We start from the raw sequence: 18,315 nt of genomic DNA on the forward strand, positions 1-18,315 counted from the left end.
CGAATGATGTATGAAACTGAATGTTAGCAATGAATTGAAATCCCGCCTGATGCATGCGGCGGAAAACGGAAGTGTGATAGCCAAAGACATCCTTTTGGAAGTAAAAAAGAACGTACCGGTGGAAGAGATCATACGCGGTACCTACAACTGCTTCTCCACCAAGCGCAAGCGGACGGAAGCGGGTACATTCAAGAAAATCCGGATCGTGTTCACGGCCTGCAGCAAGGATCTGGCCCATCCCAGTTTCCCGGACCGGAACAACCCGCAGGCACCCTGGTTCCCGGAGAACCGGACAGTTCTGGAACCCTCCACGTTTGTTGAACTGTTCAAGAACCTGCCCAAGTACTCACCCTACGAAATCAATTATTTCTGTAGCGCCCTCTCATTGGACAGCAAAGTCACGGTCAGGCTGCATGAAAGCATGAACGACTTCATGGAAGCCTATCTGGAAAGCAACTACAGCCCCATCGCCGACAGTGACACATCCAGCCTGCACAGTTCCTGTATGAGGTATGAGGACAAGGCACGCAACGCCGCTGACTTCTATACCAACTTCGCCGGCGCTAAAATCCTTGTGGCAAGGGACGAGAGCAACAACATACTCGGACGGGCTGTCGTATGGAACGAGGTAATATTGTGGAAATCAATAAACACACCGATTGCCGCCTCCCTGCTGGACCGCATCTATTCCTCACACGCATTCGTCGCCGAACTGATCCGCAAGCAGGCGCAGGAGGCAGGCATCCTGTTGCGACGCAGATACAACGATTATACACATACAACGGATTTCACCGTACTGAATCCCATTGAGGGGCAGGAATGGGCGGTCGGAGACAATATACAGGTTTCATTGACGGTGAAAGTGCCCGCCTGCAGGTGGCACAAGAAAGGGGTGCCTTACCTCGACACGTTCTACAGTCTTCATCTGACGGAAGGCAATCTGGAACTGAGAAATACGGAGGGCGACACGAGCATAGCCTCCTGCCGGAGCACGGAAGGGTGCGCAAACAGGAGAAAATATGTATGTCCCAAATGCGGAAAGATACATCCCTTTCCGGATATGGCATTCTGCAAGAATTGTCAGGACATGTTCTATATATCCACCGTATTCGGAAAAGTATTGAAAGGCACGTCGGTGGAATACAAGGGAAAGAAATATCCGTCCTTCCTCTTCAAGAAGGGACGTCCCGTACCGGAGTTCAGACGGTACCTGCAAATCGAAAAGTTGTTCATCTCCTAAAAAGTCAGTATCATGGAAAAATTAATGGCTCTTTACAACATCTCCTCCCCCTCCGGTAAGGAGGGGAAGATAGCCGGGTTCATCATCGGGGAACTCAGGCGGATGGGGATTCCTTTCCGGCAAGACCGGTACGGAAACATCTACGCGGTCAAAGGCAACCGGGAAAGCTACCCCTGTGCCGTGGCGCACATGGACGAGGTACACCGGCGCAAGACAGGCTCCTATGCGGCCCATCTTGTGGCGGACTCTATGATTGTGGGTTATGATCACAAGCGTAAACGGATGACCGGAATCGGCGCGGATGACAAGAACGGCATCTGGATCTGCCTGAAATGCCTGGAGGATTTCAAGGCGGTGAAATGCGCCTTCTTCGTACAGGAGGAGGTAGGATGCATAGGCAGCGGCCATGCCGATATGTCCTTCTTTTCCGATTGCCGTTTCGTCATCCAGTGTGACCGGAAAGGGAACGGGGATATGGTAACACAAATCAACGGAATGAAGCTCTGCTCCAATGACTTCATTTCAGCTATCGATTTCCGGAGGTACGGCTACAAGCCTGCACAGGGGCTAGCTACGGATGTGGCGGCATTGAAAAGGAACGGGCTGGAAGTATCCTGCGTCAATCTCTCCTGCGGATATTATGAACCTCATACGGACAACGAGTACACCATCCTGGCGGATCTTTGCAAGTGCTACAGGTTTGTCCGGCACATCATCTGTTGCCATAAGGAAACCAGCACGCATATACCGGAAACGGAAAGAAAGCCCTTCCCCGGATATTATGAACTGTTCGGACCGGCCGGATATAGCGAAAAGGATTATATCCGTCTGTCAAAAGAGTACAGATCTGAATTTACTAAAACAAGCAAGACAAGCCATAAGAACAAATTGTAATTTATCAACTTTAAAAACAAAAAATATGGAAGCAACAGTCATGCCGGCCACTGCACCGGTACAGAAACAGCAGGGACTCAACCAGGTAGTCATCAACAAGGTACGGAGAATGATAGAAGACAGGCAGGGGGATGTCATGGACACCATCAACCGTCTGCTCAGCGAGGGACGGATCGCGCAGGATTTCATCGCTCCCATCGGGGTAAGCCAACGTAGCAAGGAACGCCCCGTTATCTCTTTCAAAGCGGAAGGAAGGGTACAGATGGCAATGCCCGAAGGGAACTTCAACCTGCACGGCAACGCCATAAGCCAGATTTCGGAGAAGATGGGCATTCCCGCCAAATACCTGCGCGAGCTTTCCGCCGGGGATGTTTGGCAGAAACAGTTGTGCGCCACCATCCTGAACGAGCATTCGGGATGGACCGAGCGTACACGGGTACTGATACGGGCGGTAGGAATGGAAGTCCGGGGCGTATTGTCGGACTCCTACCGTCGGCTGAACTCAGTGGATATCCTGACCGCTTTCATCCGTGAGGCGGGAGGACAGGGAGCGGTCGTGTCCGATGCCTATATGAACGACACGAAAGTATGGTGTGAGACAATCCTGCCCACTCCGATAGAGATACCCACCCGTAAGAACGGAACGGTCATCATCTTCGCAGGAGCACGCTTCTCCACATCCGACTATGGCAACGGATCGGTCGATATGCGGTCGTTCCTGCTCAACGGGGCGTGCCTGAACGGGATGGTCAGGGAGTCCGTCATGCGGCAAATACACCTTGGAGGCCGACTGCCGGAATCCCTGTCCCTCTCCCAAAAGACCTACGAACTGGACACGCAGACCACCGTATCGGCTGTTTCCGACCTGACCAAAGGACTGTACAGCAAAGACACCATCATGCAGAAGGCCATCGAAATTCAAGGAGCATCGGAAATAGACGTGGATTTCGACAAGGAACTGAAGAATCTGGTGCAGAAAGGTGCCTTGTTGAAAAACGAGGGACGTGAGGTCGAGAAACTGCTAATGAACAACAATCCTGACGACGGAGTTACAGGCGGGGCCACGCTATGGAAACTGACACAGGGAATCACCGCCTTTGCAAGGGAACAGCAGCCGGAACGCTGCCGGGAACTGCATGAAATTTCGGGACAGCTGATGAACCGGGTAAAGATAAATTAAGAGTGGCTAAGACTAAAGCCGTGAACGACGATGGCCAGCATCCGTTCACGGCTTTGCATAATTTCAATCTAAGGTATATAGAACAGTTCAAACTCCTCTTTTCTTCTCCTCTCTATGCTTGGAATGACTTTCCCCTGATAACAGCGGAACGATATATATTCCCTGTAAATATCCCGGTCGCCACTTTCCAGTTTTTGAATCAGTCTGCTTTTGGGTATCTTCCCGTTTCCAATCAGACGGTAACAGCCCACATTAAAACCTAACAGACTTAAAAGAAGCGAGTCTTTTCCATATTTACGGAATACCTTCAGGCACCGTTCAAGGTCGCATCTCAAAAGTGAGTCCGCCTGCGCCTCGCTCAGGTTCTCGGTCAGCTTCTCATGGGGGAGCAGGCGGTGTCCAAAACCGATGTAAGGCATTTTCCCCCGATGCCAGCCTTCCCACCGTTTGATGTTGGAAACCGCCTTTTCCAGCATGGAGGGCGGATCTTCGGCACGAACATTCAAAGTGAACGGCAGTACCATCAGAATAAACAAAAGTTTCCTCATTCCGTTCAATTCCTTACCTCCACATCCAACGTGCAATACGTATGTCCATCCCCGTAGCTCCACCTTCTTCCCGTTACGGTCACCACACTTTCCGCCAGGTATTCCGCAAGGGACTGCCGTTCCGTTTCCGCATTCTTTTCAAAGCAGTGACAGGCCGGTGTCGTTTCCAACAGGTTGCGGGAGGACTTGTCGAGCCGTACCGCGTCAATTTCGAGCCGGTCCCCCATATTGGGAATCCGGTCGGCCGATTCCGACAGCTGTACCTCATGGGCCATTCCCGGTATGTACAAATACAGGTATGTCATGGTTGTACCTCCTTTCCATGCGTATCATCCTTTTCAGCCGGAGGGGTGTCATCTGCGTTGAAGTCATAACTCAACCTCTGCAAATTCCCCCAGTTATCCTCAAAATAAAGGTCGATGGTCTGTGACGCATCCGCACTCTGCGAGGTATAGTACAACCGGAACCTCAGTTCATTTAACAGGTAGCGGTCATTGGGTTTCAACACCGTACCGTCCTCCATCTTTAAGCTGCCTTTACCGTCCGGTTGGAAATATCTCAATGTATAGACTGTTCCGGAGAAATTTCCCTCCGCTTTAATTTCCAGACGGATTTCCACCGTCTCACCATCAGCGATCTTACCGACTACCGGCATCGACTCCACCGTAAACGGGTATTCCTGCTGAACGTCCAGTTCGCTGTCACAAGAAGCAAGAGAAAGACAGGAAACTGCCAGGCAGCATATAAACGTCATAAAGTCAACGATTTTTCTTTTCATGGGTATATGGGTTTAAAAATTAGAGAATGTATTTGATACCGATTCCATACTGGAAGTGGGCATGCGTGGAAGCGCTGCCCCAAAGGATACGTTCACGAAGCCGGAGCAGCAGCACTAAACGGTCAGACAGGTAGGTCTCTGCCTCCAACGTTATCGCACCACCATAGATAAAGGATTCGCATTGTCCCAGCGTGGCACCGTCATACAGCAGTCTTTTCCCCCCGTTCACCGATTCATAGCCCAGCATCGCCGAACCGCCAATGCTTAAGAATACCGTTTTATTAGGGGAGGAAAAGATATTATAATAATATCCGCCTTCACCGGTATATTGCACTAAAGGGATAGAACCGTCACGATAAGGCGTATTGCGCTTCAGTACCTCGCCGCCCAGCACCCACTGGTTTCTCTTTTTTGCATAAGTGGAAACCGCCAGCCCGAAAGAGAAACCGGCATCCGGCTTATTCGCCTTGCAGTAAAAGCCGTCCGTCATTCCTGCCGTGAGACTGACGCCCTTCATTTTTGGAAGACGGCGTTGTGCTCCCGCCTGCCCTGCCAGAAGTACCAGCAGCGCAAAGGTGATATATAAATACCTCTTCATCGCACTTGCAGCTCATTGATAGTTTCCGCACGCACCAGATCCTCGTTGTCCACCTCAAAGATCTGATGACGGCCGCCTTGTTTCTCATACATTTCCACTACCAGTTTCTTATCGTCGGGAATGGTGAACTTGGGCAGGGCAAACACGGTACGCTCGTCCTTCTTTCCCTCCACACGAATGACATAGTTGAACGCACGCAGCGGATAAATCACCTGTTCCTGCATGGCGGTACGCCTCACTATCTTCTTGTCCACTATCTTGAAAGTCACGAAATCCACGTCAAACGGCACATGGGTGGCATTTCTCACCTCGGTATGGAAATAGAGCAGGTCTCCATGCGTATAAAGTCCTTTGAGCAGGAACCGTACCCCGAAGCGCTTGCAGCCGATGTGTTTGATCCAGTGCTTGTCCTGCTTGTGTACGGATTTCATGATCAGACGTACCAGACGCGGTGACTCACTGCCCAGCTCCTGCAAATAAATTTCCATCGCGTTGTTCGGGCGGTTCACCGTCTCCCCGTCATGAATAAAATCACACATCTCCACATTAAGCAGCAACGGTTCATCGGCATACTTGACATTGAAGGTGTAAAAATTTCCGTCTTCCGTGATCACGCTCATATTCGTCTCATTACGAAAATGCTTTCTGGCCGCTTTCACACGGATCACATTTTCCGCGCCGTCCGCCTTGCCGGCAATCAGGTTGGTGGAACCGAGGTCCACATACTTGATGGGAGAGGGGAAAATCACATGTACGGTCTTGTCGTAAGTGATTTCCAGACCATGCGGAGGTATCATCCGGCTGAAGCCTATCTTGCGGCTCAGCCCCTCGAAATAATCTCCGCCACTCTGCTGCGCGTACGCAGCCATGAAGCCCGTCAGTAGGGCAAACATCATCAGAATCTTTCTCATGTCCGATTATTGTTGGTTGTTTGTTGAATAATTGGTTTCTGTTTTCTCGTCTGTATACCGTTTCATTGTTTCGGAGAGTGAAGCAGCAGCCTGTGTCCGGCTTTCAGCGTGACCTTGACCGTGCGCATCTTCTTGGTGATGTACTGTGACACGCCCTGTATGACGCCTTTACCCAGATCCGAGGCTGTCTGCGCTCCCGCGTCGGTGGAGATGCTGATGCTGCTTCCCATCGAACCGCCCATGCCCGCCGCTATTTCACGCACGGCATCATACTCCAGTGAGTTGGGTATCAATATTCCTTGCTGACCGTCCGCATCATACACTTCCAGTTCCACCGGAATGACGGTTCCTTGATATTCCACATTGGTGATGACAATATCCATGCGTTCTCCCTGGATCCGTGTTCCGCCTGTCAATACCGTTCCTTTGGGTATGAGGCGGTCGTCCACTGCCATCGCTTCCAGCAGGCGGACACGCAGGGCTTGTCCGTCCGATACGGTCTGCGTGCCGTGCACACAGGCGGCAATGGTATTACGGTCCGATACCGGTGTCCTGCCCACCGGCGTATGGAAACCGGTGTTCCTTTCTTCGGACACTCCGGCTATGAAGTCCCCGTCATTCACCGGTTGCACCAGGGAAGATACCACTTCTTGTCGTATCCGCTTAACCGGCTTGACCGATGTCCTGTCTTTCCGGTCATCCGTAGGGATAACGGACGGTGTCTGTTTGCCGTTGTACCGGGCCGCCAGTTCGTATGACTTTTCCATCAGGGCCATCTTTTCCTCCAATGACTGTTCCTGGGACGGTTCCATGTTCTGTCTTTTTTCCAGTTCCTCGATACGCCGGAGCAGTTCCTCCTCCCGGGAGGTTTCCCGTGGCGTGTAAATGGTCGTAAGCGAGCGGTTCATGTCATGGTAGGCAGAGGTGGAGGAACGTACCGGATTATGCGTCTGTACGGTTTCCGGTACGGATGGCAGTTCAAGGTTCACTCCGCTGTCCACTGACGGTACGGTGTCTTTCCGGTCCTTGTTCCGGTTGAACAGTTCCGACATTTCCAGGAAAGTGTCTTTCCGTCCTCTCTCTTTCTTCGACAAGGCTTCCCGCTCGTAGGCGCTGACCTTGTTGCCTTCCATACGGCTCTCTTCGGGAGACGGGATCTCGGTATTGAATCCCCTCTCTTTCTCCGCCTCCGCTTTTTCCTTTTCGGTCGGACTGTATATCAACAGGACAATCCCCGCGAATATCAGGAAGAAGAGCGGATAGACGGCGAACTTCATATACCGGCGCTTCTCTTGGAGAGTCAACGGCCGGTCGCTTGGAAATCCCAGCTGTTTTTTAATCTTCTGGATATCTATTTTCATCGGATGGGGTGTTTAAATTGATTGTACTTTTTTCCGGTCGCAAGTCAAGCGGCCGGACATATTCTATTTTCATCTTTCCCCTAGGCTCTCCCAAGCCGGATAGCGAAGCGAGGATGGCATGGAGGCAGGCCGTCAGAAACAAGAGGAATGCCGTGGTTGTCACGATCTTCCGCTGTTTCCTTGTCAGGCGGTGGCAGAACAGCCGGATACAGCAGTCCATACGTCTCAGGTGTTTTTTTTCTTTTCTCATCGTTCCGTGCTTCTGATATCCCTGTTCTCTAGAATGGTAAACTGTTCGATGATGAACCCATTCGGATTGTCGTCCGAACGTCCCGTATTCTGGAGTGAGCAGGTGGTGACCAAACTGCGCTCGGTCACGTTGCTCTCACGAATTATCATCTGACGGGCATACGTCCTCGCCTTGTAAGGGTAACGGGCAAAATCACACACCACGCTGTCCACATGCACCACCTGATTGATGTTGCCCGATATCAGGCGGTTGTAATATCCCTTCTCGGCAAAATCCACATAATAGTGGTAGGCGCTCTTGTCCGCCAGTTGCAGGGCACGATCGATGTTGTGGCTGATGGCCTCTTTCTGTGGAGAGAGCGAGAAGAACAGCTCGTGAAAGCGTCTTACGTGTTCCCTCGCCTCGGCAGGACGATTTTGCGAAAGATCCTGCGAAAGGGCCATCATCAGCGACTTACCCCCGTCCAGTACATAGATTTTCTCACGCTGCCTTTCGGCGAAGCGGTACGAGCTCCAAAGCGCATAGCCGGTGACAAGAGTGCAGCAGCAGATAAAAACGGCCGCCATCATACGGATGCGGCGGAAGCTGCTCTCAATGTTGGTCAAAGACTTGAATTCCATTTCTCGAATGATTGGTTTGAATGAATAAACAAATATTTCCGGCAAGGCTTATTTGCCTCTCAACCGTCCTCCGATATTTCCCAATACGGCACCGCCCACTCCTGCCGCAAAACTGCCGGTTTTCGTGGCGGTACGGTTCAGGTTGCGGCTGAAATTCCCGGCTCCTCCCGCCTGCACGATCCAGCCCGCCACCGTCGGAACGGTAAAATACCCGATAATCCCGATAAGCATAAAGATGATATAGACACTGTTCGAGTTGTCTATCGAGTAGTCAGGATTGTTCTGCAATTCCTGGATGTCGTTCTGGAGCATCAGCACCTGGAGTTTGGCGAGCAGGGTGCTGAACAGATCGCTGACCGGAAGCCACAGATAGACGGAGATATACCTCGTGAACCACTGTCCGAGTGTGGACTGGAAACCGTCCCATACGCTGAAGGCGAACGCTACCGGTCCCAGAATGGAGAGCACGACCAGAAAAAAGGTCCTCACGGTATCTATCAGCAGCGACGCCGCGGCGAATATCAGTTCCAGCAGGCTGCGGAACGTGTCACGGATCTTCTTCTCCAGGTTATACATGCCCACCTCCACGTACATACCCAGCCGGGAGGCGGTATCCACGGTTGACCAGCCTAACTCGTCTAGCTGCCGGTCGAACTCCTCGTCACTCACCAGATAGGCGGTTTCAGGATTCCGCAGCATGGCCTCCTTTTCCAGCTCCTCCTTCTGCGCCCTGTATCGCTCCATGTCCAGCGTTTGCCCCTCAAGCATCTTGTGCGTACCCTGCACAATAGGACTGAGCACGGTGTTCAGCGTGCCAAGTACCAGTGTGGGAAAAAGCAGGATACAGATGCCGATAGCGAAGGGGCGCAGCAGGGGATACACGTCTATCGGCTCGGCACGTGCCATCGACTGCCATATGCGTACGGCGACATAAAAGAGGGCGCCCAGCCCGGCAAGCCCCTTGCCCACGTCCATCATGTCCTTGCAGAGGGGGAGCATATCTTCATACAGGGTTCCCAGTATGGTATGCAGGTTGGCAAAATCTATCGTCAAAGGTACCATGGGCTACCAGTATTTGGAGGTTTCATTTCCATAGAGCCGCATCACACGTTCCATATCGTTCTTTTTCCTGGCACGGAGATAGCTCACGGCTATGTTCTTGTTAGTATAATAGCTCACCAGATTGCGGTAACGGCGCATTTCGTAATAACAGTTGTCCACCACATCCATACGGTCCTTGTCGGTCATGGAGAGCGTGCTCACGTTGATGACCTGTTTGAGGTCCTGCAACACGCCGTTGCTCTCCTCCAGCAGGCGGGTGTAACCGAAGGCGATGGCGTCCAGCTCGCGGGACGAGAAGTTGTCGTCGTTCATCATCTTTTTGAAGTTCGTCACATAGATGTCGGACACATCGCCTACCATCAGGATGATGTCACGCACCTTGCGGGCGTCCTGTATCAGGTTGTTCACCGCCTTTAACTGGTCGTAGTACTTCTTGGCCTGCTCGTAGATCTTTACCGTCTCCGCAAAATTGTCGGCCGTATTGACCGCCGTCTTGGAGGTATGGGCGATGTTGTCCGACATGTTGATGATACTTTGGGCCAGATTTCCGGGATCGGTCACCACCCATTGCGCCCGGGCCATGTTCCCGCCCAGCACAAGCATTATCCCGATCAGGAATGTCCTCGCTCTCATGGGCGTTCCTCCTTCCGTACATAATCCCCGTTGGGTGAGAAAGTCAGGATATCCGTCTCCTCGTTGTAGGATACATCGATACGGTACCCCGTATTGATAAAGAGGTTGCCGTTCTCTTCCACCAACAGGTAGGTCTGCGGCCTGAGGCGGCGTGTCTTGCCACTACGGGCGAATACCGTCACCTTGTAGGCCTCTCCTTCCTTATATACCAACACGTCCGGTTTGCCGTCCACACTGGTCCACGATCCGCAGAGTCTGTCACAGTCGGTACCACCGTCCGCACAACTTTGCAATACCAGGGCGGCCATGCCGATCAGGCATACCGCCAGTCTCATAAGGGGTTTGTTTCTCATAATCGTTTTCATTTTAGGGTTGATCTTTGTCCTTGTTCCTCTCGCATTTTCTCTGCCAGATGGCGGACGGCAAGTTCCAGGTTGCCATCCAATCTTTCTGCCAGCCGCTGTACTTCCATCTTTTCGGACTCCTCGGTCGTGAACGTGTAATATTCCTCCCCGCTCACTTCCGTGGCATATACTGCCGAGTGGGTTCCGCCAAGCCCGATCCACACTTCCCGGTAGAACCGCCCGGGATGGTTCGCCTGATTGATGGAGAGTATCTGCCCTTTTTCTTTCTCTGTCAGGCCGAGAAGCCGCTGGATGTGCTCGAACTTGTTCATGTATTTTCGTTGGTCAAGCAGGATTTTACAGTCGGAATTGTTGATGATGGCCTCCTTCACGATAGGGGAACTGATGATGTCATCCACCTCCTGGGTTACCACTACGGCCTCGCCGAAATACTTTCTGACCGTCTTGAAAAGGTATTTGATGTACTCACTCATATTGGCGGACATCAGGGCCTTCCAACATTCCTCTATTAAAATCATCTTGCGGATCCCCTTGAGCCTGCGCATCTTGGCGATGAAGGTCTCCATGATGATCAGCGTCACCACGGGAAGCAGTACCTTGTTGCCACTGATGTTGTCCAGCTCGAACACGATGAACCGTTTGCCTGTCAGGTCCAGCTCCTTGTCGGAATTCAGCAGGAAGTCATAGTCTCCGCCCTTGTAAAAAGGTGCCAGCACGTTCAGGAAACCGTCAATGTCAAAATCCTTCTCACGCACCTTTTTCTCCTCAATCATTCTCCTGTAGTCATCGGCGACAAACTCGTAGAAACCGTTGAAATCCGGTTTGATACCCTGGTTCTCCGAAATCATCCGGATATAGGCGTTCACCGCCCCGGAAAGGGCCACCTCCTCCGAACGTTTCGGTGCCTCGTCCTCCCGTTTCCACAAGGTCAGGATCAATGTCTTGATGCTTTCCCGTTTCTCCACGTCAAACAGTCCGCAATCCGTATAGAACGGATTGAAGGCTATCGGGTTGTCCTCCTCGTACGTAATGTAGATCCCGTCCTCCCCACGGGTGCGGTCGTGAATCATGCGGCACAATCCCTGATAGCTGTTGCCCGTATCTACCAGCAGGATATGTGTGCCCTGCTCGTAATATTGCCGGACCAGATGGTTGGTGAAGAAGGACTTCCCGCTGCCTGAAGGACCGAGGATGAACTTGTTCCTGTTGGTGATGATTCCCCGTTTCATGGGAAGGTCGGAAATGTCCACATGTACCGGAATCCCGTTCTGACGGTCCGCCATACGGATACCGAAAGGACTGGGTGAGTTTCTGTAATTGGTCTCTCCGGAAAAGAGGCATACCGCCTGTTCCAGGAAGGTGTAAAACGACTCCTCGGCTGGAAAATCACCTGCGTTGCCGGGAATACCCGCCCAATAGAGGACCGGCATGTCAATAGTGTTATACCTTGGCGTGCATTCCATCATGGCCAGCTGGCTGCCCGTGTCGTTCCTGACGCGACGGAACTCATCCGCATCCTCGGCCCAGGCGATGACGTTGCAATGGCATCTGACGGGAAGCAGCCCTTTGGTATGTGCCTCGTCCAGATACATTTCCGTCCATTCCTGGTTTACGGCGTTGCTCCGGCTGTATCTTGACAGCGAGAGCATGTTACGTGAGTTCTTCTCCATCATCTGCAGGATTTCCTGTGCGTTGTCAATGAACACGTACTGTGAATAGATGTGGTTGCACGGCAGCAGCAGTCCCACCGGCGCTGCGAAGGAGAGGCGGCAGTCGCTGCGGTCCGTGGACATCCTCTCGTAACGCATGTCGGTGGAGAGCTTGCCGGGCAGGTCCTCCGTATCCGAGAGGGTATGCAGGCAAAGCCGCTTGTCTCCGATACGCATCCGTCCGGGCTTGAGGCAGATGTCTTGCAATACGGCACTCTCATCCTCCAGCGAGAGCGAGAGGTATTTCTCCACCAGTCCGGGACGTTCCTTCGTGCCAGTAATCTCGTCCGTTTCCAGACGCCGCAGCCTTATATGCCCGGAATCGTTCATGATGCGTTCGAACTGTTCCACCGACTCCAGAAAACGGGCAGCCGTGTCTTTGTCGGTTATCTCCCTGGGCAGCAGGAATCCCCGGCAGAGGGTGCTGAAATCGCTCCGTTGGCGGCTACGCTCTCGGGTCGTCTTTGTCAAGAACAGGTAGCATCTGTGGTTTAGGTACGGTCTTTCATTGAAATGCAGTTCATAGCTGCGTGTAAGAAAGCTTTGTTCCTCACCATCACTTTTAGAACGGTATGTTTCTTGGATGAACCAATCCTGCTTACAGACGATGCTATGCTCCGGCAGCACCTTCATGGCCTTTATCCAGGAAGAGTGCATAGTCTCATACTCGTCCTCCGTCACCGTGTACAACTCGGGCAGCTCCACCTCGAAAGCCACGGTCAGGTCGGCGTCCTTGCTCACGATGCAGCCGTTCTCTACTGAGAGAAGGGGGAATCTGCGTTCCAGCGTTTCCGCCTTTAAAACATTTCTCATGATTTTTGTTTTTTTCTTTTCGTGAATAATCTGAAGACTCTCTTGCGGTGAATCAGGTAGCGCGGATGGCGTTTTTCGGCCAGCAGCTTCATCAGTCCGTGTTCACCGTAGCGGGCGTTTAACCGAAAAGTCACCCATACCAGTAGGCCGCCGGATATGCTCCCGAAGGGGATGCATATCCATTGGTCCACACCCGCCAGATAGAGGATGACCACCGCAAGGAGCACCATCGCAAGCCCACCAGCGAAAACGAACAGGTATTGAGACTTGAGCCCCTTGAACTCGACGGGATTGCCCGCGCCTTTGTTTACCGGATACCTCATGCCTCTAGAGGAAGAAGGAACGCAGGATGGTGGCGGCCACGATCAGGAAGATACACGCGAAGAACCAGCTGGCGGCTGTCTTCGAGGTATCAGGATCGCCACTGGAGAACTTGCCGTAGGTCTTGATACCGCCCACCAGCCCCAGGACGGCCCCGATGGCGTAGCACAACTTTGTGGCGGGATCGAAATACGAGGTCATGAGACTGGTCGCCGCGTTGATACCGGCAAGGCCCTGACCTTGGCCCTGCGCAAAAACACTGGCGGCAATAACCGCACACATCACAGAAAAAAGGATTCTTCTTTTCATTGTCGAATCATTTAGGTGAGACATAAATTTGAATTCGACAGCGAATGTAAAATGGAATAACGTACTGTAATTCAGTGTTGTCATCAGATGTCATCAAATGTCATCAGATGTCCTAAATGACCATAATAATCTAGTATTGCTATAATTTTTAGACAAAAATTGCTTTTTGTCTTTTTTATACCTATGTTTGCGAATATAACCGTATTTATCAACAAAAAGCTTTGTAAAAATATGAGACAATTTAAAGTTTTGCTATTGTTCATAGCCATTTCTTGTTCCATGTTTGCGCAAGATCGGCTATCATTGTTTATTGGCAGGGCAAATAAATATGCCTCTGTGGAACTTTCGGATTACCGAAAACGTTTGTGTATAGAATATAATACCCCCAACAACTTATTGGATGATTATTATAGGCAATGTGGAAGAGATTGGGGGAATGTAGGTTTGGCCCTTGAAATAGCCAAAACATCTGGCAGGCACATGCGTGATGTATGTGATTATTATAAACGTTACCATAGGCACGGCTGGGATCGTGTTTTGATAGAGATAGGTATAAGGCCGGGATCGGTATATTACAATCCTTTCTATGACAGGGTAAATTATCATAGTAATTGTTGGCATGAACATTATTGTTCATACTGTGACCATCACCGAAAACATCATCACAAACATTATAAAAAACACAAGAAGCATAAACACAACAAACATTATAGGTGGGATGATGATGACGATGATGATTGGGATGACGATGATGATTGGGATGACGATTAACACTTATAGGTATAAAAGTATATTGAAATGAGAAAGATTTTAATTTTTTTAGGATTGTTGTTTGTTATGTTGAGTGGCGTTTATGCTCAAAAAGGTAGACAAGCTATTGGATTCGGACTGAGTTATGGGACGGAAATTGAGAGTATTGGCCTTGGGTTGAAATATCAATACAATATAACCAACCCCATACGTCTTGAGCCGTCTTTGAATTACTTTATAGAAAACGACAATGTTAGTATGTTGGACATAAATATGAATCTCCATTATTTATGTCCCGTAGGCAGAAGCGTAAAGTTATATCCCCTATTCGGTTTTACATTTTCTAATTGGATGTTTGACCTAGGAGATGGTTTTGATATTGATGTGGACGGAGACCATATTCATATAGACAAAGATGATGACAATCATAACGAATGCAGGGTAGGAGTGAATATCGGTGGTGGAGCCGACTTCGCATTGACAAGTAGTTGGATTATGAATTTCGAGTTACGCTACCAACTGGTCAGTGATTTTGATCAGGCTGTATTCAATTTGGGATTCGCTTATCGTTTTTAATTTATTCTATAATAAAACAATATCAGCCCTTTACTGAAAATTGCTTCAGTAAAGGGCTGATATATAGAATTGAGCAAGAAGCGTATTGGAGTTTTAGAAATGAGTGCTTACAACCACATTTTTGTCTAAGAAGAATACAAAAAGAGTGTTCTTTTTTGTATTTCTGAAAAGGATAGTGTGACAATTAAGTAAAACAGATCCATGCGTATAAAGAGATATTCTATCGTAATCTTGTTTCTATTCGTCTCTTTGTATATAAAGGCGACGGGACAGTCTTGTGATGTCATTTACATCAATGGTGAGCAATGGTGGCTGATGGCCAGACCAATAGACAAGGATTCCGCCCTATATACACGGTTAAGGGACTTTCTTCCGGAAAATCATTGTATGTCAACCGCCAACTGGGATGGTTATACGGCCTTTTGGAAAATAGAGGACAGCTGTCTTTACCTGCAACGTATGGAAATATGCGTATATGACAAGGCAAGTCGGAAAGATTCCACTTTGATTTACCACACAGACGCTCTGAAAACACTTTTTGCCTCTTATTATGAGAACGGAAGGATTCCTGCCCGCTGGTTCAGCGGTGAACTACGGGCCGGCAAAGGTGATTTGGTACATTATGTCCACTCCGGTTTCGACCGTAATATGGAAGCCGAACAGGTAATTCTACTCAGGCAAGGCAGGATACAAAGTGTACGGACATACCATAATTTCAAACAACCTGGAATAAAGATTTTAGAATCACAAGATGAAATCATCCGGCGGTTCCCCTGGCATCGTTTTCCGAAGTACAAAGGACAGCGGCTGATATTCAGTATACGTAATATCCAATGTACCCCGGATGGCCATCTCCTGGACTTTGATGTCCGAACTTTGTTCATACGTCCCAAAGGAGAAAACATTGAAGACCGGAACCACCCATTAGTGAAAGCTTTCAAAGAGACACTGAAAAGTATTTATCCATGGGAGAGACTATTCATCAACGGGAAATATACCATGGAACCTCTAAACTGCGTATTAGGTATTTGGGAGAAAAATGATTTACCATCCAAAGCAGATAACGATACAACCGGATATTCCATTATAGGTAAAGTTTATGGGGAAGAAGTGCGACAGATTCCGCCCTATGATGTTATAAAAAGGCCGTTGACCGGTTCCAATCTGAGAGTAGAGGGATTGCCTTTTCAAGGTTGGCTGACTGATTCTACAGGAACTTTCAGAATAAAACATTTAAAAAAAGGACAATGTCTTTTGCGGGCAGAATTTATTGGCTTGAATCCTTGTGACACACTCGTCACCGTGTCCGGAACAACATGCACGGACACCTTACAACTGGTATTGACATTGCCTTATGACTATATCGAAGAATATGTATGTTCACCGAAATTGTCACGTGAATATATCAATAAAGGGCACCCGAATCTAAAACTGGTCATACCCATTGAACAAGACAAAAAAGTACGGGAACATATCTTTTGGAAAAAGTATGGAGTCAAATATTATAGCTATTATCCCCTGAAAGAAAACGGAAAGATGGATTGCTATTTAAACACGCCCAATCGTCTGTTGACAGCCTACAACCGGGAAGTGTTCCGCTATCTGGATAAAAAATACGGGAAAACATGGCGCGAGGAAGTACCTCCCGGCATCTTCGGACTGGATAAATCATTGGATGAGCTACGGGATGAAAGCTGGCTTATCAAGACATTGAGCCGACGATGTAAATACCCGATAGTCTGGCAGAAGAAGAACAAAGGCTGTGTCTTGCGAGTTGCTTACGAAGTGAATCAGGATGGTTACATCACCACGGCCACTATTCTTGGTAAAACGCCCCGTTCATTTCGAAAATCAGTACTGGATGTTTTACAATCGTTTAGAAATGAACCTACTGTCTTATGCCCTGGAAAGGATACGCTATGCATTCAATACAGACTGGATACCATGCCACTCCTTCCGAAGGCGGATGTGGTTATTACCGGTTATTCCACCTGCGACCAACCCGTCTTGATGAGATATGATGCCACCTTGATTGCCCATACCCCTGAACCTCGTTTGGAAGCGGGTGTTCCGGTCTGTTATCTGAATGAGCGTGGAGATACCATTGTGCCATACGGCAGATATAAATTCTGTCAAACCGATACCATCAAAGGTATAGGCTTTGTATACGAAGACAAGCCAAGAGATGCCAGGATAGTCTGCATTAACGATGCAGGCAAGAAACTTTTTTATGTAGTCGAATGTGATAACGGACCTGATTATGTCAAGGAAGGGTTGTTCCGAATCATGGATGAGAAAGGCCTGATGGGTTTTGCCGATTCGTCGGGACACATAATCATTACTCCCCAATTCAAGTTTGCATACCCTTTTGAGGGAGGAAAGGCTAAGGTTACATTTACGGGAAAACAAAAAGTCGTATCCGGGTCTGACGGCGAAAAACATTATTGGGATAGTGAAGAATGGAGATATATAAACAGAAGATGTAAGTTTGTACAACCTTAAAGTCAAAACGTATGAAAAAAATAGCGTACTTGTTATCAGTTTATTTATTCTGCTTGTTACCCAAATTGCAAGCGCAGGATATCGATTTTCCGCTGTCACTGTCGGAAATAGAAAAGTATGAGAGCCGCATCCGCATACAAAGGCTTCCCGCTGTCACCATCACCCATGCGGACGCCTACAAAATCAGGACACGACAACCAGTATATTCTCCTCGGACAAAAGAGATTGTGCTTGATATAATCAATATGGATGGCCCTACAGCCGAGCTTGAATATCATAATCTCAAACAGATGGTAAATGGCAAATGGCTCGGTTTCCCCTTTATAGACAATCTTGTATTCGCCATTGGAGGAAGAGATTTATCCAAAGGCGATACGCTACCCGAACATATCCGTATGTCCGAGTTTAAATATCCGTTAAAGCCCAACAGGTACCAGGCTAATTTTTATGTGTTTGCCAACATCCATACCTATTGCAATCTGACAGGTAAAAGTATTGTTTCCATAAAGGAGACGGAAATGGACGGTGCCTTTGCTTTCAAGGTATTACCATCCAATAATGATTCCATACGTATTTTATTTGAAAACCATACAAACCTGGAGGTACAACCGGTCTTTTTCCCTAGTATAAGTACAGACGAGCGATATATGGTACATCCCTTTGCCCGTTCCGGTTGGATAGGAGAAGCGAATTATATGAAAAGCCGTGCCCGTTTGAAAGGTGGAGAAGCGATACTGTTTACCATTCCTGTCTCATGGGATGTCAACCGGATAACAGACAGAAACGACAAGAAACGATTCCAAGCAGGCAGGTTACTTTCAGGAAAATACCGAATAGGACTGCAACTCGAAATTTATATGGATACGGAATTTGAAGTAAAATAAATACAACCGCT

Annotated in this window: 21 protein-coding genes; 7 read left to right on the forward strand and 14 right to left on the reverse strand. The window is 49.2% G+C overall.

Annotation, left to right across the window (positions count from 1 at the left end):
- Positions 1 to 10: 10 nt before the first annotated feature.
- The 3 genes from CI960_RS15965 to CI960_RS15975 are packed head-to-tail and all read left to right on the forward strand — an operon-like array spanning position 11 to position 3,314.
- The gene (locus CI960_RS15965; RefSeq protein ID WP_008778544.1) at positions 11 to 1,240 is read left to right on the forward strand and encodes a hypothetical protein; all 1,230 of its coding nucleotides are present in this window, start codon (positions 11 to 13) and stop codon (positions 1,238 to 1,240) included.
- 12 nt (positions 1,241 to 1,252) lie between these two features.
- Positions 1,253 to 2,134, forward strand: a complete 882-nt coding sequence (locus CI960_RS15970) for a hypothetical protein (RefSeq protein WP_008778545.1) — start codon at positions 1,253 to 1,255, stop codon at positions 2,132 to 2,134.
- Positions 2,135 to 2,159: 25 nt separating this feature from the next.
- On the forward strand, positions 2,160 to 3,314 hold the full coding sequence (locus tag CI960_RS15975) for a hypothetical protein (protein ID WP_008675228.1): 1,155 nt from the start codon (positions 2,160 to 2,162) through the stop codon (positions 3,312 to 3,314).
- 68 nt (positions 3,315 to 3,382) lie between these two features.
- Here the strand turns inward: CI960_RS15975 and CI960_RS15980 are convergent, their stop codons facing one another.
- The 14 genes from CI960_RS15980 to CI960_RS16045 all read right to left on the reverse strand — a co-directional run bounded on the left by CI960_RS15980 (position 3,383) and on the right by CI960_RS16045 (position 13,592).
- A complete protein-coding gene (locus tag CI960_RS15980; RefSeq protein WP_008675225.1) occupies positions 3,383 to 3,862 on the reverse strand; it encodes a glycoside hydrolase in 480 nt (159 codons plus the stop codon).
- Positions 3,863 to 3,867: 5 nt separating this feature from the next.
- Positions 3,868 to 4,167 (reverse strand): hypothetical protein, encoded by a 300-nt coding sequence (locus CI960_RS15985; protein ID WP_008675223.1) that lies wholly within the window; start codon positions 4,165 to 4,167, stop codon positions 3,868 to 3,870.
- Positions 4,164 to 4,640 carry a DUF3872 domain-containing protein gene (locus CI960_RS15990; RefSeq protein ID WP_008778547.1) on the reverse strand — a complete coding sequence of 159 codons (477 nt, stop codon included), beginning with the start codon at positions 4,638 to 4,640 and terminating at the stop codon, positions 4,164 to 4,166. Before CI960_RS15990 ends, CI960_RS15985 begins: the two co-directional genes overlap by 4 nt.
- A 19-nt stretch (positions 4,641 to 4,659) precedes the next feature.
- Positions 4,660 to 5,238, reverse strand: a complete 579-nt coding sequence (locus CI960_RS15995; protein WP_008675220.1) for a conjugal transfer protein TraO — start codon at positions 5,236 to 5,238, stop codon at positions 4,660 to 4,662.
- Positions 5,235 to 6,149 (reverse strand): conjugative transposon protein TraN, encoded by a 915-nt coding sequence (traN, locus tag CI960_RS16000; RefSeq protein ID WP_008675218.1) that lies wholly within the window; start codon positions 6,147 to 6,149, stop codon positions 5,235 to 5,237. Before traN ends, CI960_RS15995 begins: the two co-directional genes overlap by 4 nt.
- Positions 6,150 to 6,211: 62 nt before the next feature.
- Entirely contained in the window at positions 6,212 to 7,510 is a 1,299-nt protein-coding gene (gene traM / locus CI960_RS16005) for a conjugative transposon protein TraM (RefSeq protein WP_008778548.1), read from the reverse strand.
- Positions 7,485 to 7,730 carry a hypothetical protein gene (locus tag CI960_RS16010; protein WP_232520537.1) on the reverse strand — a complete coding sequence of 82 codons (246 nt, stop codon included), beginning with the start codon at positions 7,728 to 7,730 and terminating at the stop codon, positions 7,485 to 7,487. Before CI960_RS16010 ends, traM begins: the two co-directional genes overlap by 26 nt.
- Positions 7,731 to 7,756: 26 nt before the next feature.
- On the reverse strand, positions 7,757 to 8,380 hold the full coding sequence (gene traK, locus CI960_RS16015; protein WP_008675212.1) for a conjugative transposon protein TraK: 624 nt from the start codon (positions 8,378 to 8,380) through the stop codon (positions 7,757 to 7,759).
- Positions 8,381 to 8,428: 48 nt separating this feature from the next.
- Entirely contained in the window at positions 8,429 to 9,442 is a 1,014-nt protein-coding gene (gene traJ / locus CI960_RS16020; RefSeq protein WP_008675211.1) for a conjugative transposon protein TraJ, read from the reverse strand.
- A gap of 3 nt (positions 9,443 to 9,445) precedes the next feature.
- Complete coding sequence (locus CI960_RS16025) at positions 9,446 to 10,075, reverse strand: DUF4141 domain-containing protein (protein ID WP_008778550.1); 630 nt, start codon at positions 10,073 to 10,075, stop codon at positions 9,446 to 9,448.
- Positions 10,072 to 10,428 (reverse strand): DUF3876 domain-containing protein, encoded by a 357-nt coding sequence (locus tag CI960_RS16030; protein WP_034530620.1) that lies wholly within the window; start codon positions 10,426 to 10,428, stop codon positions 10,072 to 10,074. Before CI960_RS16030 ends, CI960_RS16025 begins: the two co-directional genes overlap by 4 nt.
- An 8-nt stretch (positions 10,429 to 10,436) precedes the next feature.
- On the reverse strand, positions 10,437 to 12,962 hold the full coding sequence (locus CI960_RS16035; protein WP_008675208.1) for a TraG family conjugative transposon ATPase: 2,526 nt from the start codon (positions 12,960 to 12,962) through the stop codon (positions 10,437 to 10,439).
- Entirely contained in the window at positions 12,959 to 13,285 is a 327-nt protein-coding gene (locus CI960_RS16040; RefSeq protein WP_008780752.1) for a DUF4133 domain-containing protein, read from the reverse strand. The genes CI960_RS16035 and CI960_RS16040 overlap by 4 nt, the downstream gene beginning before the upstream one ends.
- 4 nt (positions 13,286 to 13,289) lie before the next feature.
- Positions 13,290 to 13,592: a DUF4134 domain-containing protein gene (locus tag CI960_RS16045; RefSeq protein ID WP_227211379.1), complete on the reverse strand. Its 303-nt coding sequence runs from the start codon at positions 13,590 to 13,592 to the stop codon at positions 13,290 to 13,292.
- A 231-nt stretch (positions 13,593 to 13,823) separates the two neighbouring features.
- Between CI960_RS16045 and CI960_RS16050 the strand changes: the two genes are divergently transcribed.
- The 4 genes from CI960_RS16050 to CI960_RS16065 all read left to right on the forward strand — a co-directional run bounded on the left by CI960_RS16050 (position 13,824) and on the right by CI960_RS16065 (position 18,304).
- Entirely contained in the window at positions 13,824 to 14,363 is a 540-nt protein-coding gene (locus CI960_RS16050; protein WP_008780754.1) for a hypothetical protein, read from the forward strand.
- A gap of 27 nt (positions 14,364 to 14,390) precedes the next feature.
- Positions 14,391 to 14,918, forward strand: coding sequence for an outer membrane beta-barrel protein (locus tag CI960_RS16055; protein WP_008675194.1), 528 nt, complete (start codon positions 14,391 to 14,393; stop codon positions 14,916 to 14,918).
- Positions 14,919 to 15,119: 201 nt separating this feature from the next.
- The gene (locus CI960_RS16060) at positions 15,120 to 17,420 is read left to right on the forward strand and encodes a WG repeat-containing protein (protein ID WP_008675189.1); all 2,301 of its coding nucleotides are present in this window, start codon (positions 15,120 to 15,122) and stop codon (positions 17,418 to 17,420) included.
- A gap of 11 nt (positions 17,421 to 17,431) precedes the next feature.
- The gene (locus tag CI960_RS16065; protein ID WP_008778555.1) at positions 17,432 to 18,304 is read left to right on the forward strand and encodes a hypothetical protein; all 873 of its coding nucleotides are present in this window, start codon (positions 17,432 to 17,434) and stop codon (positions 18,302 to 18,304) included.
- The last annotated feature ends 11 nt before the right edge of the window (positions 18,305 to 18,315 follow it).

The sequence above is a fragment of the Parabacteroides sp. CT06 genome, assembly GCF_002257605.1.
GTDB classification, from domain to species: domain Bacteria; phylum Bacteroidota; class Bacteroidia; order Bacteroidales; family Tannerellaceae; genus Parabacteroides; species Parabacteroides distasonis.

What these genes read in the sequence shown, in the direction of transcription:
- CI960_RS16065 (WP_008778555.1), top strand. Translation starts at nt 17,432, where the DNA reads ATGAAAAAAATAGCGTACTTGTTATCAGTTTATTTATTCTGCTTGTTA.
- CI960_RS16035 (WP_008675208.1), bottom strand. Translation starts at nt 12,962, where the DNA reads ATGAGAAATGTTTTAAAGGCGGAAACGCTGGAACGCAGATTCCCCCTT.
- CI960_RS16055 (WP_008675194.1), top strand. Translation starts at nt 14,391, where the DNA reads ATGAGAAAGATTTTAATTTTTTTAGGATTGTTGTTTGTTATGTTGAGT.
- CI960_RS16040 (WP_008780752.1), bottom strand. Translation starts at nt 13,285, where the DNA reads ATGAGGTATCCGGTAAACAAAGGCGCGGGCAATCCCGTCGAGTTCAAG.
- CI960_RS16060 (WP_008675189.1), top strand. Translation starts at nt 15,120, where the DNA reads ATGCGTATAAAGAGATATTCTATCGTAATCTTGTTTCTATTCGTCTCT.
- CI960_RS15985 (WP_008675223.1), bottom strand. Translation starts at nt 4,167, where the DNA reads ATGACATACCTGTATTTGTACATACCGGGAATGGCCCATGAGGTACAG.
- CI960_RS15970 (WP_008778545.1), top strand. Translation starts at nt 1,253, where the DNA reads ATGGAAAAATTAATGGCTCTTTACAACATCTCCTCCCCCTCCGGTAAG.
- traN (WP_008675218.1), bottom strand. Translation starts at nt 6,149, where the DNA reads ATGAGAAAGATTCTGATGATGTTTGCCCTACTGACGGGCTTCATGGCT.
- traK (WP_008675212.1), bottom strand. Translation starts at nt 8,380, where the DNA reads ATGGAATTCAAGTCTTTGACCAACATTGAGAGCAGCTTCCGCCGCATC.
- CI960_RS16030 (WP_034530620.1), bottom strand. Translation starts at nt 10,428, where the DNA reads ATGAGAAACAAACCCCTTATGAGACTGGCGGTATGCCTGATCGGCATG.
- CI960_RS15965 (WP_008778544.1), top strand. Translation starts at nt 11, where the DNA reads ATGAAACTGAATGTTAGCAATGAATTGAAATCCCGCCTGATGCATGCG.
- CI960_RS15980 (WP_008675225.1), bottom strand. Translation starts at nt 3,862, where the DNA reads ATGAGGAAACTTTTGTTTATTCTGATGGTACTGCCGTTCACTTTGAAT.
- CI960_RS15995 (WP_008675220.1), bottom strand. Translation starts at nt 5,238, where the DNA reads ATGAAGAGGTATTTATATATCACCTTTGCGCTGCTGGTACTTCTGGCA.
- CI960_RS15975 (WP_008675228.1), top strand. Translation starts at nt 2,160, where the DNA reads ATGGAAGCAACAGTCATGCCGGCCACTGCACCGGTACAGAAACAGCAG.
- traM (WP_008778548.1), bottom strand. Translation starts at nt 7,510, where the DNA reads ATGAAAATAGATATCCAGAAGATTAAAAAACAGCTGGGATTTCCAAGC.
- CI960_RS16050 (WP_008780754.1), top strand. Translation starts at nt 13,824, where the DNA reads ATGAGACAATTTAAAGTTTTGCTATTGTTCATAGCCATTTCTTGTTCC.
- CI960_RS15990 (WP_008778547.1), bottom strand. Translation starts at nt 4,640, where the DNA reads ATGAAAAGAAAAATCGTTGACTTTATGACGTTTATATGCTGCCTGGCA.
- CI960_RS16010 (WP_232520537.1), bottom strand. Translation starts at nt 7,730, where the DNA reads ATGGACTGCTGTATCCGGCTGTTCTGCCACCGCCTGACAAGGAAACAG.
- CI960_RS16045 (WP_227211379.1), bottom strand. Translation starts at nt 13,592, where the DNA reads ATGAAAAGAAGAATCCTTTTTTCTGTGATGTGTGCGGTTATTGCCGCC.
- traJ (WP_008675211.1), bottom strand. Translation starts at nt 9,442, where the DNA reads ATGGTACCTTTGACGATAGATTTTGCCAACCTGCATACCATACTGGGA.
- CI960_RS16025 (WP_008778550.1), bottom strand. Translation starts at nt 10,075, where the DNA reads ATGAGAGCGAGGACATTCCTGATCGGGATAATGCTTGTGCTGGGCGGG.